The following is a 13,993-nucleotide window of genomic DNA, read 5'->3' as shown; positions in this document are numbered from 1 at the left end:
ACGTCAGACCTCGGTCACAACTCGTCGCGCGCCGGCACCGGGACCCGCATCAGATCTTCCGCGACGACGAGATCCCCGGAGTACACCTCGGCCGCTTCCGCGCGGTGGCGCTCGGTTTCGGGATAGCGCTGCGAGAAGTGCGTGAGCACCAGCCGGCGGACGCCGCATTCCGCGGCGACGGTGGCAGCCTGCCGCGCGGTCAGATGCCCGTAGTCCGCGGCCAGCTGCGCGTCCTCGTCGAGGAAGGTCGCCTCGATCACCAGCAGGTCCGCGCGGTCGGCGAGCGCGTAGACGGCGTCGCAGAGCCGGGTGTCCATGACGAACGCGAACCGTTGTCCGGGCCGCGGCGCCGTGACGTCGTCGATCCGGACGGTCCGTCCCGTCACCTCGAGGACGCCGTCGCGCTGCAGATCGCCGACGGCGGGGCCACTGATTCCGAAGTGGTCCAGCGCCGCCGGATCGAACCTGCGGCCGTCCGGTTCGATCAGTTGGTAGCCGAACGCCTCCACCGAGTGGTCGAGGCGGCGGGCGTGCAGCTCCCCGAACGGCCCCGTCGCGATCCGGCCGTCGCCGCCGACCGGGTTCTCGCGCACGTCGGTGATGTCGCGGAACACGCTCGCATGCCGCAACCGCCCGAAGAACTCCTGGCCCGACGCCGGGAAGTAGGCGTCCACCGGCTTGTGCACGCCGTCGAGGGACAACCGCGCGATGACGCCGGGCACTCCGAGACAGTGGTCGCCGTGAAAGTGGCTGAGACACAAGCGGGTCAGGGCGCTCACAGACACCCCGGCGTAGAGCATCTGGCGCTGGGTGCCCTCGCCCGGGTCGAACAGGATGCCTTCGTCGTCCCACCGCAGCAGGTAACCGTTGTGGTTGCGCCGCCGGGTCGGCACCTGACTGGCGGTGCCGAGGACCACGAGCTCGCGAAGCACGCCTGCGACCTTACGGAGTGTGGTCGAGCGCCCGCGCTCAGGTGTGGGCGGGCGTGGCAGCGAACCGATCGATGATCGCCTGGCAGAACGCCGGCAGGTCGTCGGGGGAGCGGCTGGTGATCAGGTTGCCGTCGATGCAGACCTCCTGGTCGACGACGGTCGCGCCCGCGTTGCGCAGGTCGGTGCGCAGGCTGGGATACGACGTCAGCGTCCGGTCTTTCACGACTCCGGCCTCCACGAGCGTCCACGGCGCGTGGCAGATCGCGGCGACCGGCTTGCCGGAGCGGACGAACTCTCCGACGAAGGCCACCGCCGCCTCGTCGAGGCGGAGCTTGTCGGCGTTGACGGTGCCACCCGGGACCACGAGCGCGTCGTAGTCGTCGACGCGGGCATCGCCCACCAGCCGGTCGACGGAGATCGTGCCGGCGGGTTCCAGGTCGTGGTTGCGGGCGTCGATCTCCCCGTCCTTCACCGAGAGCAGCTCGACGCGTCCACCGGCGTCGGTGACCGCGGTGCGCGGCTGCTCGAGTTCGACCTTCTCGACGCCGTCGGCGGCCAGGAAGGCGATTCTGCGGCGTGCGAGTTCGTTCGGCATGGCGGCATCCTTTCGTCGGCTGCGCAGGCGGTTACCCGCTGGCCGGCGATCGAATCGCGGTGCCTCCGTCAGGCCGGGGCGGTGCCGTCCGAGTGCGGGGTGGGGCTCTGGGCCGACTCCCATTTGGACTCCAGCGAGCGCGCGACGCGCGTGCCGGCGGCCAGGTCGAGCTGGAACGTCTCGGCGTCGTCGTCTTCGAACGTGACGAGGTACCCGGCGTCGCTGGACGCCTTGTGCACCACCTTGTACGGCCGGTCGCCGTCGCCGCGGTCGACCACGATGATGTCGCCCGGAGCGACGTCGTCGATGGGATCGTCGGAAGTCGGGTCGGACAGCGAGTCGGACATTCCCCGACCGTATCCGACGCCGGGGACCCGATAATGGGGCCATGGCGAAGTACGCCGTCAACGAGGCCGCCGCAGCACGGGCGCGGGAACTCATCGAGGCCCGTCAGTACGTCCTGGACAGTGACTGGGGCGAGGTGCAGCCGAGGGCCGAGGTGCAGAACGAGTACCTCGAGCGCCACGGCTGGGACGACTACGCGCTGTGGCATCTCGGGTTGACCGAGGGCGCGGCCGAGCAGACCAAGGCGCGCTATGCCTTCGTCTACGGAGACTTCCGGCGGGTGCATCGCAGCGGGCTGATCGCCTGCGTGTACCGCGCGTCGGAGTGGCGGCACAAGGCTGTCGAGTTGGCGGCGCACGAGCTGCTGCAGGCACTCGACCGCACCGCCGGCATCTGCTGACATTTCGTTTGGCCAGCAAACCGCGGGGTACTTGCTCGACGGGCGTCGCGGACCGCACGCCGGTCGAGAGAGGAAGTCCAACATGAAACGTGGGCAGTGGGCACGCGCCGCCGCAGCAGTGATCGCCGGAGCAGGAGGCCTCGTGGCCGGCGGTGCCGTCGCACCCATGGCGAGTGCGCAGGGATGCCCGGACGTCGAGGTGGTGTTCGCCCGCGGCACCAGCGAGCAGCCGGGTGTCGGCGGCGTCGGACAGGCCTTCATCGACGCGGTGCGTGCTCAGGCCGGCCCCCGCTCGGTCGGCGTGTACGCCGTGAACTACGCCGCCGCCAACAACTTCGATCAGCGTGAGGACATCGCCCGCACCGTCATCGACGGTGTCCGCGACGAGGCCGACCACGTGCAGGCCATGGCTGCCAACTGCCCGAACACCCGCATGGTGCTGGGCGGCTACTCCCAGGGCGCCGTGGTCACCGGGTTCACCACCTCCGACGTGGTGCCCAGCGCGGTCCCGGCCGCCATCGCGCCGCGGCCGATGCCGCCAGAGGTGGCCGACCACGTCGCCGCGGTGGTGCTGTTCGGCACGCCGTCCGGTGAGTTCCTCGGCAGGTACGGCGCACCCACGATCACCATCGGACCGGCCTACGCCGACAAGACACTGCAGCTGTGCGCGCAGGGCGACACGATCTGCTCGGGCGCCCCCGACGGCGGCCCGACCGTGGCGCACGCCCTGTACCCGGTGAACGGAATGGTCACCGAGGGAGCGACGTACGCCGTCGGCCGCCTCTAGGGGTCACGCCCCGGCGGGCACCGGGTAGCGGTCGTTGACGTCGGCGTTGGTGTCCTTGCGCGCGCAGTGCGCGCAGCAGAACATGCCCTCGTCGGTCTCGATGCCGTGACCGAGGATGCGGCATCCGCAGTGCCCGCACTCGGGCGCCAGTTGCACTGTGGCGCACTCGATGCTGTCGAAGGTCGCCGACCGGCCGTCCGGCCAGGTCACCGTGAACGCCTTGTCGTAGTCGTTTCCGCAGGTGGCGCAAATGGTCATCAGGGTCCTCTCGGATCGGGTGTCGTGCGGGTCCGGCACCGGATTCCCGCAGCGTGTGGTCACAAACCCGGTGGTTTGGTCCGCGATGGAGAGGGCATGAAGGAGGAGCAGCGCCGACCCGGCGCCGCGATGTCTGCCGAGGAGCACATGTGACCAGCGCATACACCGATGTCGACACCACCGCCGCAGCGGGGGTCTATCCGCCGCAGGAGGATTCGCACCTGCTCATCGACGTGCTGGTGGCTGCCGGACTGGCCCCCGGGGCACGGGTGGCCGACCTGTGTACCGGCAGCGGGGTGGTCGCGGTGGCCGCGGCACAGGCGGGCGCGGCGGAGGTCGCCGCCTTCGACATCTGCCCCCGGGCCGTGGCGCATGCGCGTCGCAACGCCTCGGCCGCCGGTGTCGAGGTCGCCGTTCATCGCGGATCATGGGCACGCGCAATCGAATTCGCGCCGTTCGACGTCGTGGTGGCGAACCCGCCGTATGTTCCGCAGGCGCCCGTCGACGACACGGATTCGATTCCCCGTGGCGCGGGTCCGTCGCAGGCGTGGAACGCCGGCGCCGACGGGCGGATGATCCTGGACCCGATGTGCGCCGCGGCGCCACTCCTGCTCGACGAGGGCGGCACCATGCTCGTGGTGCACTCGGAGTGCTCGGACGTCGACCGCACGCTGACGGCGCTGCTTGCCCAGGGGATGCGTGCCGAAGTCGTTGCCCAGCAACTGATCCCGTTCGGACCGGTGATGACGGCCCGCGCGGAGTGGCTGACCCGGGCCGGGCTGTTGGAGCGGGGCTGCGAGCTCGAGCGCATCGTCGTGGTCCGCGCGGACGCCCCGTGACCGACCAGCCCCCGCGCGTCGTCCGCGTCGTCCCCGGCGGCCCGGTGATGGTGGAAGGGCCTGTGCGCGTGGAACTCCCGGACGGCAGCGTGGTGGAGTCCGACCGCTTCATGGTCGCGATCTGCGCCTGCCGGCGATCCAAGACCTATCCGCTGTGCGACACCAGTCACCGGCGCCGGGAGCGGCCCGCGTCCGGGTCGGACCAGGGGTCAGTCGAGAGCGCGTCGCAGTGAGCTGCGCCCGGCGCTCCAACTGGCCATGAGGTGATCGGCGAGCCGTTCCTCGACCACGTCGAACGCCCGGATGCCGAACACGACATCGGCGTCCAGATCCGGTTCCCGCGCGACGAGATCACCCACGACGTCGGTGCGCACGACCTGCTCGTGGACGGCGTCCGCCTCGACGTGTTCGCGGTAGAACGCCGCGCACTCCTCGGGCGCACCGAGCCGCTCCAACGCCTGCACCATCCGCTTGGATCCGGGCGGGGAGGTCACCTCGGTCGCGGCGAAGTGACCGACGGCGGCGCCGCGCAGGCGGCGGTGCAATCCGAACATCGACATCAGGTTGACCACGGCCAGCGACTCGGCCGGCACCTCGGACAGGTATCCGAGGTAGGTGGTGTCCAGCCCCGCCGCGGCCATCAGGTCGGCGAACAACTGCTGGTGCAGCCGGGCACCTTTGCCCGCCCCGAACTCGTCGAACTCGACGGCGACGAACGAGGCCTTGGCCTGCCCCGTCAACCGGGGGATGGCCCACGCGTGCGGGTCGCCCTCCTTGAGGTGGTAGAGCGACCGGTGCGCGAAGTACTCGCGCATCTGCTGCCACGTCCCCTCGTCCCTCAGGTGGTAGGACGGACCGTTGCCGCCCACCGGTTCGACGCACAGGGCGTCGAGTTCCGACAGCGCGGTGGTCTCCGGATCGATCTCGCCGACCGCGCGGCGAATGTCTTCGAGGAACAGATCCTCCAGGCGCCCCCGCAGATACAGCAGGCCGGGGTTCCATTCCCATCCGGCGTCCACGCCGGCGAACCCGCGGTAGTGCAGCTCGTAGCAGAGATACAAGGCCAGCTGAAGATCGAGCCCGGTGGGATCGGCGTCGGCGAGCGACGTCTCCACCCGGGTCAGGTAACGCAGCGGCGCCCGCTCGGCCAGCAGCTCCACCACCGACAGCGAGATCGGACCTCGGGGTTCGGGCAGCACGGGTTCGACCATCGTGGGCATCACGGCTGCGAGATACCCGCCGGACATGGCGCCAAACCGGCGGGCCGAGGTCGACCCCTTACCCACAGAGGGGGCTTGATCACACCTGATGCCGTCTTTCTCACAGTTCCCGCGCAGGGCCATCGTTTCCGCTTCGACGGGTACCCCACAGTCAGGCGCACGTATGTGCCGCACGAGAGACCAACGACTCCCTGAGGAGTGAGGAAACACTATGGCCACCACGGCTACCACCCAGAGCACCACCGCCACGCTTATCGCCCAGCTGCGGACCGTCCTCGACCTGACCAACACCGAGATCCAGGTCGCCGAGACGCGTATCGCGCAGGCACGCACCGACGCGGTCCGCCGCGAGCTCACCCAGAACGCCGAGAACGGGCGCACCCGGGCCGAGGCCATCGAGACCGCGATCCGCGACCTCGGCGGCTTCCCGGACGTGATCGGCCCGTTCCTGGGTCGCGCCGCCGCAGCGGTCAAGGCACTCACCGAGCAGGCCGCGCCGTTCGACGAGGCGCTGCTGGGCGACCTGGCGCTGGAAGACCAGCTGCTGGACCGCTCGCGTTACATCAAGGCGCTGGCCGTCGCTGCCAAGCACAAGGACGTCGAGGAACTCGCCGACCGCCTCATCACCGCGCATTCGGCCACCGTGAACTGGCTGACGACCGTGTTGGCCGAGGACGCCCTCGGTGGGCCGGCAGCGCTGCGCCGTACGCCGGTGCAGGCGGTGGCCGGGCTGACCGTCAAGCTGCTGAACCTGCCGTTCACGTGGTCGGTGCGTCGGGCCGAGCGTGCCGCCGAGGCGGTGCGGTCCGTCCGTCCGGCGTTCGGTGATCTCGTCGACCGCGGCGCTCGCAGCAGTGAGATCGCGGCGAAGGCGCTGGCCGGTGCCCGCAACTCCGCGCTGGAGGCCGCTGAGCGCATCACCCGCGAGCAGGGCGCCGGGGACGCCGCCGACGTGATCCACGCCGCCCGTGGTGCCGCGGGGGTTCTCGACAGCGGCGAGCTGCCGATCGCCGACTACGACGAGCTGAACCAGACCGACGCCATCGCCGCGGTGAAGGATCTCGCCGAGGCCTCGGACATCCGCGTGATCGTTGCCTATGAGGAGGCGCACAAGAACCGCCAGCGCGTGGTGTCTGCCGCGCAGACCCGGCTGGCCGCCATTGCCCAGGAGGTCGTCGGCATCAGCTGACACACCTCGACCCGCCGGCGTGGACCCTTTCGAGGGTCTGCGCCGGCGGTGTCTCACGGTGAGCCGACGGGGTCACCTTGACGGCACCTCATCGGCTCGTTAGAGAATTTCTCATGACGTGTCGACGGGGAAGGGGGATCGGACGCAATGACCAGGGGTGATCTGCCCGCTGTCGTCGTGACCGCGGTCGCCGCCACGACGGCACTGGCCGCGGACGCCGAGCAGACGTGGGAGGCGCTACTTGACGGCGCCAGTGGAATCACATCGATCGAGGAGCGCGGTGCGGGGTTCGAGCTGCCCGTCACCATCGGCGGACGGATTCTCGAGGACTTCGATTCGCAGCTGAACCGGGTGGAGATCCGCCGGCTGTCCTACATGCAGAAGATGGCGTTGCTGCTCAACCGGCGGCTCTGGGCTGCCGCGGGCACCCCTGAGGTGGATGCGCGTCGCCTCCTGGTGTCGGTCAGCCACGCCTACGGCAGCACGCTCGACCTGTGGACCGGCTACGAGGAGTTCAAGTCGCGCGGCCTGCGGGCGATCTCTCCGCTGGCGGTGCAGATGCACATGCCGAACGCCCCGGCCGCTGCCGTCGGTCTGGACCGGCAGGCCAAGGCCGGGGTGATCGCGCCGACGAGTGGCGATGCCTCCGGTGCATCGGCGATCGCCGAGGCCTGGCGCCTGATCACCCTCGGTGAGGCGGACGTCGCGATCTGCGGTGGGGTGGAGTCGAAGATCGAGCCGCTGCCCATCGTGGCGTTCGACAACCAGGGCTTGTTGTCTCACCACAACGATGATCCGGCCGGAGCCTGCCGGCCGTTCGACAAGAACCGCGACGGCATGGTGTTCGGGGAGGCGGGCGCGCTGCTGCTGCTCGAGACCGAGGAGCACGCGACCGCGCGGGGCGCGACGATTCTGGGCCGGCTGCTGGGGGTCGGCACCACCGCCGACACCTTCGATCTGATCGATCCCGATCCCACCGGCGAGGAGGCCGCGGCGGCGCTGTCGCGCGCGCTGCGCCTGGCGGGGCTGCAGGCCGGTGACGTCGACGTGGTGACCGCTCACGCGGCGGGCACCCGGGCCGGAGACCTCGCCGAGGCGCGCGCCCTCCACACCGCGCTCGGCGGCCACCGCCCCGCGGTGACGGCGCCCAAGGCCGCCCTCGGACATTCGATGGGCGCGTCGGGTGCGGTGGGCGCCGTCGTGACGGTGCAGACGCTGCGCGACGGCGTGGTGCCGCCGACCCTGAACTACGAGACCCCCGATCCCGACATCGATCTCGACGTCGTCGCGGGCGCGAAGCGCTCCGGCGACTACCGTCACGCGGTGTCGAACACGCTGGGCTTCGGGGGGCACAACGTGTCCCTGGTGTTCGGGAAACCCTGACGGGTGACCGTTCCCTACGACGAGGCGCTTCGGGGCCGGATCCACACCCATCTGGCAGGGCATGTCCGGCGCACCGTCGAGGATCCGGAGAAGCGCCGCGCCGCGGTCGCCGTGGTGCTGGTCGACTCGCTGGTCGGTGAGGACCGGGTGGACCCGGCGCCCGTGGAGGACTGGATCGCCGGCCGACCGATGCCCGGGGATCTCGACGGGCGGATGGTCGACGTGTCCGGCGGCGCGGCATTTCTGTTGTGCCGCAGGGCTTCCCGGCTCTCGACCCATGCCGCCCAGTGGGCGCTGCCGGGCGGGCGGCTCGACCCGGGCGAGACGGCCGTCGAGGCGGCGCTGCGGGAACTCGACGAGGAGGTGGGCGTGACCCTGCCCGACTCCGCCGTGCTGGGACTGCTCGACGACTATCCGACGCGATCGGGCTACGTCATCACGCCCGTGGTGGTGTGGGGCGGCGGACGCCTCGATCTGCACCCGGCGCCCGACGAGGTGGTCGCGGTCTACCGCGTCGGCCTGCACCAGCTGCTGCGCGCCGACTCGCCTCGGTTCGTCACGATCCCCGAGAGCCCCCGCCCCGTCGTGCAGATCCCGTTGGGCAACGACCTGATCCACGCCCCGACCGGGGCGGTGCTGCTGCAGTTGCGGTGGCTGGGACTCGAGGGGCGGCCGGACGCGGTCGACGAGCTGGAGCAGCCGGTCTTCGCCTGGAAATGACGATTCGGGCGCGCCCCTGAGTTTCCTGCACCACCCGGCCGGGTAGTCGGTTCTTCGATGACTACGACCCAGCTCGCCGGCAGACACCGGCTCGTACGCAGGCCGGTCCCCGCCGCCCCGCGATGGGGAATGGCGTCGATGATCGCGGCGGCCGGCGCCGCCGGATGGTTGCTGGCCCTGATCGACGACGACGGCCCCCGCACGGCGACCGTGCAGACACCGCCCGCGGCTGCGGCGCCGCCGGTGCAGGACATCCAGCGCGCCGGACAGGTCACGGCCGTCTCGGCGCACTCGTTGACCACCACGGCCGCCGACGGTCGGGTGACCACCTTCCGGATCACGCCCGACACGGCGGCGATCACGCAGCCCGGCACGTCGACGCCGTTCGGGCCGACATCGTTTGCGCCGACGCAGAACGTCGTCGTGGTGGGCGTCGTCCGGGACGGTGTGCCGGTGGCGACCGCGATCGCGGATCCCGCAGCGGCCGGGCCTGCCGGTGCGCCGATGGACTACCAGCTTCCGGCCTGAGAGGCCGCGCTGAGCTCGTTGCAAATATCACAACAATACTGTTACTTTTGTGATGTTCGGTGAGATGTTGACAGCTGGTGAGGAGGTCGGTCGTGACCACGCCGCCGCTTCGAGCTTCGGGCAACGCCTCCCGGCGCGCCCTGATCGCCGAGTTCGTGAAGGCGAAGGGCGCGGCCCGCATCGATGAACTCGCCGACCAGTTCGGCGTCAGCACCATGACCATCCACCGCGACCTCGACCATCTGCACGAGAAGGGCATGCTGCGCAAGGTCCGGTCGGGCGCCGAGGCCCCGCCCAGCGAGGCGTTCGAACGCAACATCGATCTGCGCAGGGCGCTCAACCTCGCCGAGAAGCAGGCGGTGGCCCAGACCGGTTTCACGTGGGCCGCCGACCGGGTCGACATGGCCGCGGTGGCCCTCGACGACAGCACCACCGCACTACATGTGGTGCCGATGCTGCTGGCCGAGCTGCCCCTGACCGTGGTCACCAACTTCCTGCCCGCGATCAACGAGCTGTCGACGGATCCGCGGGTGCGGCTCAACGCCATCGGCGGCGACTTCGTGCCCGAATACTCCTCGTTCCTCGGGCCCCAGGCCACCCGGGCGCTGCGCGACATGCACTACGACGTCCTGTTCATGTCGGTGCCCGCGGTGTCGCGCGGCATGTGCTTCCACCCTTCCAGCGCGGCGGCCGAACTCAAGCGTGCGTTCATGGAGAGCGCCGAGTTGTGCGTGCTGCTGATCGACCACACCAAGGTCGCGCGCCGGGCCATCCACCGGATCTGCGACCTGGTGGTCTTCGACGCCGTCGTCGTCGATGCGGGCATCGACCCCGAGGAGCTGCAGCGCCTCGAGGACGGTGGCGCCAACGTGGTCGTCGCTGAAATACCCTCGCAGACAACACCTTTGGCGGAGGTGGGCCGGTCATGACCGCGCCGGTCTCCCCGCTCGTGATCGCGGTCGACTGCTCGACCACCGCGGCCAAGGCGATCATCGTCGACGCCGGCGGCCGGGTCGTGGGTACCGGATCTGAAGCCCTGGCGACCCACAGCCCGGCCCCTCACTGGTTCGAGCAGGACGCCGACCAGTGGTGGACGGCCACCAGCGAAGCAATCATGGCTGCGCTCAGGGCGATTCCCGACCCCGGCGCCGTCGCCGCGGTCTGTGTCACCCATCAGCGGGAGAGCTTCGTCTGCCTCGACGAGCACGGCACGCCGATCCGGCCGGCGATCCTCTGGATGGACGGCCGCGCCGCGGAAGAAGCCCGGTCCTACGGCACCGAACGCGTGGAACTGTTGTCGGGCAAGCCCGCCGACATCACCCCGGGGCTCTACAAGCTGCTGTGGCTGCGCGATCACGAGCCCGACACGATGGCCCGTTGTCACCGCGTCGCCGACGTGCACTCCCACCTGGTGCACACGATGACCGGTCGGTGGGTGTCGAGCACCGCGTCGGTCGACCCCCTGGCCGTGATCGACCAGGCCACCGGTGATTACAGCAGCGAACTGCTCGAACTCGCCGGGCTGCGCCGTGACCAGCTGCCCGGCCTCGTGCCCAGCGGAACGTCGCTCGGGCCGTTGCGCGCCGACATCGCCGACGCGTGGGGGCTGCGTCGCGACGTCGTCGTGATCGCGGGCACCGGTGACGGTCAGGCCGGGGGCATCGGACTGGCGGTGACCGATCCCGGCGCGGCGTACCTGGTGCTGGGGACCGCCGTGGTGATCGGCAGCGAGACCATGTCCTACGTTCCGGCACGCGCGTACCGGTCGATGATCTCGGCGATGCCGGGCCAGTCCACCGTGGAGACGTTCAGTTCGTCGGGCACCTACCTGTCGACGTGGTTCCGGCAGCAGTTCGGCGACCCCGGGCTGGCCGGCGCGCCCGACCCGGAGCTCGAGCGTGAGGCGGCGGCGCTGCCGGTGGGCAGCGAGCGGCTCGTGACGTTGCCCTACTGGAACGGCGCCCAGACCCCGCACTGGGACGGGCGGGCCTCCGGAGTGACGTTGGGCTGGCAGGGATGTCACACCCGGGCACACTTCTACCGGTCCCTGCTCGAGGGCATCGCGCTGGAGCTGCGGCTGCAACTCGACGGCCTCGAAGCCGCACGCGGGGAACGCGTCGAGGTGCTCCGCGCGACCGGCGGCGGCGCGCGCAGTCCGCTGTGGACGCAGATCCTCGCCGACGTCTTCGACCGGCCGATCCAGGTGTGCGCAGCGGCCGAGGTGAGCGCGCTCGGCGCGGCCGCCATCGCACTGACGGCGCTCGGCGTCTACGACACGTTGCCCGCCGCGGCCGCTGCGGTGAGCACCACCGACGCCGTCGTCGCTCCCCGTCCCGACGCCGCAGCCGCCTACCGGCAGCTGCGCCCGGTGTACGAGCGGGTCTACTCCCAGACCCGCGACCTGCTGCACACCCTGCACGAACTACAACGAGGAGAACCACAGTGAGAGCCGCCATGTTCTACGGCCCCGGTGAACTACGGCTGGAGGACATCGGGTCGACCGAACCGGCCCCGGGCGAGCTGCTGGTCGAGGTCCGGGCCGCCGCGACGTGTGGAACCGACCTGAAGTCCTACCGGCGCGGTCACCCCAAGCTCTTCCCGACGCTGCCCTCGCGGTTCGGTCACGAGTTCGCGGGCGTGGTCACCGCCGTCGGTGACGGTGTGGACGGGTTCGTCGTCGGTGACCGCGTCACTGCTGCCAACACCGTGCCGTGCGGGCACTGCTGGGCGTGCATCCGGCATCGCGAAAGCCTGTGCGAGAACCTGGAATTCCTCAACGGCGCGTTCGCCGAGGAGGTGGTGATCCCCGCCGCGATCGTCGCGCGCAACACTTACACGCTGCCCGACGATCTCGACTTCGCCGACGCCGCGCCACTCGAGCCACTGGCCACGGTGGTGCACGGCATGGCCGAGACGGGCATCGAGCTGGGCGACACGGTCGTGGTGCACGGCGCGGGGCCCATCGGCCTGATGTTCATCCGGCTGGCCACGCTGCGCGGCGCCAATGTCATCTCCGTCGACCAGTCGCCGTGGCGGCTGCAGCAGGCGGTCCGGGCCGGCGCAGTGGACACCGTCGACCTGTCCGAGGTCACGGATTTCGAAAACCGGGTGGAGCTGATCAAACAGCGCACCCCGCACGGTCGTGGCGCCGACGTCGGCATCGAGGCGGTGGGCCTGCCGCAGGTGTGGGAGCAGACGGTCCGCACCCTGCGCCCGGGCGCGACGGCGGTGCTGTTCGGCGGGACGCCGAAAGGCGCCCCGTTCTCGGTCGATTCGAGCGCGATGCACTACGAGGAGTACACGCTCAAGGGCGTCTTCCACCACACCCCCAACTACGTCCGCACCGCGGTCGAGTTGCTGGCCAGCAGGAAGGTCGACGGCTCGATGCTGGTGACCGAGCGCAGGCCGCTCGAGGAGCTCGTGCCGAGCCTGGAGGACATGGCCGCCGGCCGCGGATCGAAGTACATCCTCGAGCCATGAGACTGGAAGCGCAACGGCAGCAGGTCGTCGAGGCCTGCCAATTCCTCAGCCGCTCAGGGCTTGTCGTCGGCACGGCCGGCAATGTGTCGATCCGGGTGGACGATCTGGTGGTCATCTCGCCCAGCGGGGTCGACTACGAGGCGATGTCGCCGCGCGACGTCGGGATCCACGACCTGGACGGCAACGCCATCGACGCGGTGCTGGCGCCGTCCAGCGAGCTGGCCCTGCACCTGGCGGTGTACGGGTCGTCGGAGCACTCCGCCGTCGTGCACACGCACGCCCCGGCGTCCACCGCGCTGTCCACCGTCGTCGACGAAGTGCCTGCGTCGCACTACTATTCGGCGCTCTTCGGTGGCGCGATCCGGGTCGCGCCGTACGCCACCTTCGGTACGCAGCAGCTTGCCGACAACGTGACCGCGGCTCTGCGCGATCGCGCGGCGGCGCTGATGGGCAACCACGGTGCGGTGCTCGCGGGCGCGGCGCTGCCGAAGGTGCTGAACCTGGTGCCCTACCTGGAGTACGTCTGCGATGTTCAGCTGCGGGCGATGGCCAGCGGGGCACCGGTGCGAGTGCTGGACGCCAAGGAGATCGCCGACGTGGCAAGCCTGCTCGCCGGGTACGGCCAGCAGCCGACGGGAAACAGCTAGTTCGTCGAGGGTGGGCGCTGGGGGTCGAACGGTTCGTACCACCACCAGTGGGCGCGTTCGCCGGTGGGTCCGCGGCAGGGCGCGACCTCCGGTGGTGCGGTNTGGGGGTCGAACGGTTCGTACCACCACCAGTGGGCGCGTTCGCCGGTGGGTCCGCGGCAGGGCGCGACCTCCGGTGGTGCGGTGGTGGGTGGGCGGGCCAGGGATCGGTTGGTCAGGGGTCGGCCGGCGCGGTCGGTGACGACGAGCCGGTCGGCGGGCCCGGTGATCGTGATGGTGCCGCGGTGATGGGCGCGGTGGTGGTACGGGCACAGCAGCACCAGGTTGTCCAGGTCGGTGGGTCCGCCGTCTTCCCAGTGCCGGAGGTGGTGGGCGTGCAGACCCGCGGTGGCGCCGCAGCCCNGCCCGGTGGTGATAGGGGCACAGCAGCACCAGGTTGTCCAGGTCGGTGGGTCCGCCGTCTTCCCAGTGCCGGAGGTGGTGGGCGTGCAGACCCGCGGTGGCGCTGCAGCCCGGGACCGCGCAGCAGCGGTCGCGGTATTCCAGGGCGCGGCGTAGCCGTCGGTTGATCACCCGGGTGGAGCGGCCCGCGCCGAGGATCTGCCCGTCGCGGTGGAACCACACCTCGCAGGTGGCGTCGCAGCTCAGGTACTGCCGGTCGCCGTCGGAN

17 protein-coding genes and 2 pseudogenes are annotated in these 13,993 nt (G+C 70.6%); 12 read left to right on the top strand and 7 right to left on the bottom strand.

From position 1 onward, the window contains the following. Positions 1–14 precede the first annotated feature (14 nt). From MCHUDSM44219_RS21425 to MCHUDSM44219_RS21415, 3 genes are all read right to left on the bottom strand, one after another. Positions 15–932, bottom strand: a complete 918-nt coding sequence (locus MCHUDSM44219_RS21425) for a ribonuclease Z (protein ID WP_048420253.1) — start codon at positions 930–932, stop codon at positions 15–17. A gap of 37 nt (positions 933–969) precedes the next feature. Continuing rightward, on the bottom strand, positions 970–1,527 hold the full coding sequence (locus tag MCHUDSM44219_RS21420; RefSeq protein WP_048420252.1) for a type 1 glutamine amidotransferase domain-containing protein: 558 nt from the start codon (positions 1,525–1,527) through the stop codon (positions 970–972). Between the two features lie 68 nt (positions 1,528–1,595). Beyond that, positions 1,596–1,874 (bottom strand): hypothetical protein, encoded by a 279-nt coding sequence (locus MCHUDSM44219_RS21415; protein ID WP_413783631.1) that lies wholly within the window; start codon positions 1,872–1,874, stop codon positions 1,596–1,598. A gap of 41 nt (positions 1,875–1,915) precedes the next feature. Between MCHUDSM44219_RS21415 and MCHUDSM44219_RS21410 the strand changes: the two genes are divergently transcribed. Then, positions 1,916–2,272 carry a hypothetical protein gene (locus tag MCHUDSM44219_RS21410; protein WP_048420251.1) on the top strand — a complete coding sequence of 119 codons (357 nt, stop codon included), beginning with the start codon at positions 1,916–1,918 and terminating at the stop codon, positions 2,270–2,272. Between the two features lie 82 nt (positions 2,273–2,354). After that, on the top strand, positions 2,355–3,059 hold the full coding sequence (locus MCHUDSM44219_RS21405; protein ID WP_048420250.1) for a cutinase family protein: 705 nt from the start codon (positions 2,355–2,357) through the stop codon (positions 3,057–3,059). Positions 3,060–3,062: 3 nt separating this feature from the next. Here the strand turns inward: MCHUDSM44219_RS21405 and MCHUDSM44219_RS21400 are convergent, their stop codons facing one another. After that, positions 3,063–3,317 carry a metallothionein gene (locus MCHUDSM44219_RS21400; protein WP_043413823.1) on the bottom strand — a complete coding sequence of 85 codons (255 nt, stop codon included), beginning with the start codon at positions 3,315–3,317 and terminating at the stop codon, positions 3,063–3,065. A 149-nt stretch (positions 3,318–3,466) separates the two neighbouring features. Between MCHUDSM44219_RS21400 and MCHUDSM44219_RS21395 the strand changes: the two genes are divergently transcribed. Together MCHUDSM44219_RS21395 and MCHUDSM44219_RS21390 are read left to right on the top strand one after the other, a co-directional pair. After that, the gene (locus MCHUDSM44219_RS21395; protein ID WP_048420249.1) at positions 3,467–4,156 is read left to right on the top strand and encodes a HemK2/MTQ2 family protein methyltransferase; all 690 of its coding nucleotides are present in this window, start codon (positions 3,467–3,469) and stop codon (positions 4,154–4,156) included. Next, positions 4,153–4,389, top strand: coding sequence for a CDGSH iron-sulfur domain-containing protein (locus tag MCHUDSM44219_RS21390; protein ID WP_048420248.1), 237 nt, complete (start codon positions 4,153–4,155; stop codon positions 4,387–4,389). The genes MCHUDSM44219_RS21395 and MCHUDSM44219_RS21390 overlap by 4 nt, the downstream gene beginning before the upstream one ends. Here MCHUDSM44219_RS21390 and MCHUDSM44219_RS21385 read toward each other — a convergent pair. Continuing rightward, positions 4,366–5,376, bottom strand: coding sequence for an iron-containing redox enzyme family protein (locus MCHUDSM44219_RS21385; RefSeq protein WP_048420467.1), 1,011 nt, complete (start codon positions 5,374–5,376; stop codon positions 4,366–4,368). The genes MCHUDSM44219_RS21390 and MCHUDSM44219_RS21385 overlap by 24 nt on opposite strands. Before the next feature lie 211 nt (positions 5,377–5,587). Between MCHUDSM44219_RS21385 and MCHUDSM44219_RS21380 the strand changes: the two genes are divergently transcribed. The 8 genes from MCHUDSM44219_RS21380 (at position 5,588) to MCHUDSM44219_RS21345 (ending at position 13,323) form a co-directional block, all read left to right on the top strand. Continuing rightward, positions 5,588–6,565 carry a hypothetical protein gene (locus MCHUDSM44219_RS21380; protein WP_048420247.1) on the top strand — a complete coding sequence of 326 codons (978 nt, stop codon included), beginning with the start codon at positions 5,588–5,590 and terminating at the stop codon, positions 6,563–6,565. A gap of 147 nt (positions 6,566–6,712) precedes the next feature. Further along, positions 6,713–7,948, top strand: coding sequence for a KasA/KasB family beta-ketoacyl-ACP synthase (locus MCHUDSM44219_RS21375; protein ID WP_048420246.1), 1,236 nt, complete (start codon positions 6,713–6,715; stop codon positions 7,946–7,948). A 3-nt stretch (positions 7,949–7,951) separates the two neighbouring features. Next, complete coding sequence (locus MCHUDSM44219_RS21370; protein ID WP_048420245.1) at positions 7,952–8,668, top strand: NUDIX hydrolase; 717 nt, start codon at positions 7,952–7,954, stop codon at positions 8,666–8,668. A gap of 57 nt (positions 8,669–8,725) precedes the next feature. After that, entirely contained in the window at positions 8,726–9,196 is a 471-nt protein-coding gene (locus tag MCHUDSM44219_RS21365; protein ID WP_236695538.1) for a hypothetical protein, read from the top strand. A gap of 92 nt (positions 9,197–9,288) precedes the next feature. After that, on the top strand, positions 9,289–10,125 hold the full coding sequence (locus MCHUDSM44219_RS21360; protein WP_048420243.1) for a DeoR/GlpR family DNA-binding transcription regulator: 837 nt from the start codon (positions 9,289–9,291) through the stop codon (positions 10,123–10,125). Then, entirely contained in the window at positions 10,122–11,642 is a 1,521-nt protein-coding gene (locus MCHUDSM44219_RS21355) for a xylulokinase (RefSeq protein ID WP_048420242.1), read from the top strand. Before MCHUDSM44219_RS21360 ends, MCHUDSM44219_RS21355 begins: the two co-directional genes overlap by 4 nt. Then, a complete protein-coding gene (locus tag MCHUDSM44219_RS21350) occupies positions 11,639–12,676 on the top strand; it encodes a zinc-dependent alcohol dehydrogenase (RefSeq protein ID WP_082162313.1) in 1,038 nt (345 codons plus the stop codon). The genes MCHUDSM44219_RS21355 and MCHUDSM44219_RS21350 overlap by 4 nt, the downstream gene beginning before the upstream one ends. Then, a complete protein-coding gene (locus tag MCHUDSM44219_RS21345; protein ID WP_048420240.1) occupies positions 12,673–13,323 on the top strand; it encodes a class II aldolase/adducin family protein in 651 nt (216 codons plus the stop codon). Before MCHUDSM44219_RS21350 ends, MCHUDSM44219_RS21345 begins: the two co-directional genes overlap by 4 nt. 102 nt (positions 13,324–13,425) lie before the next feature. On the opposite strand, the pseudogene MCHUDSM44219_RS31280 reads toward MCHUDSM44219_RS21345, so the two are convergent. After that, positions 13,426–13,725 (bottom strand): annotated as a pseudogene (locus tag MCHUDSM44219_RS31280) (HNH endonuclease signature motif containing protein); the annotation flags it as partial. A 1-nt stretch (position 13,726) separates the two neighbouring features. Next, positions 13,727–13,992: pseudogene (locus tag MCHUDSM44219_RS31765) on the bottom strand (HNH endonuclease signature motif containing protein); the annotation flags it as partial. Position 13,993: the final 1 nt, after the last annotated feature.

This window comes from Mycolicibacterium chubuense (assembly GCF_001044255.1).
Classification (GTDB): domain Bacteria; phylum Actinomycetota; class Actinomycetes; order Mycobacteriales; family Mycobacteriaceae; genus Mycobacterium; species Mycobacterium chubuense.
The sequence above is the reverse complement of the archived record's forward strand: the minus strand, read 5'-3'. Positions and strand labels throughout refer to the sequence as shown.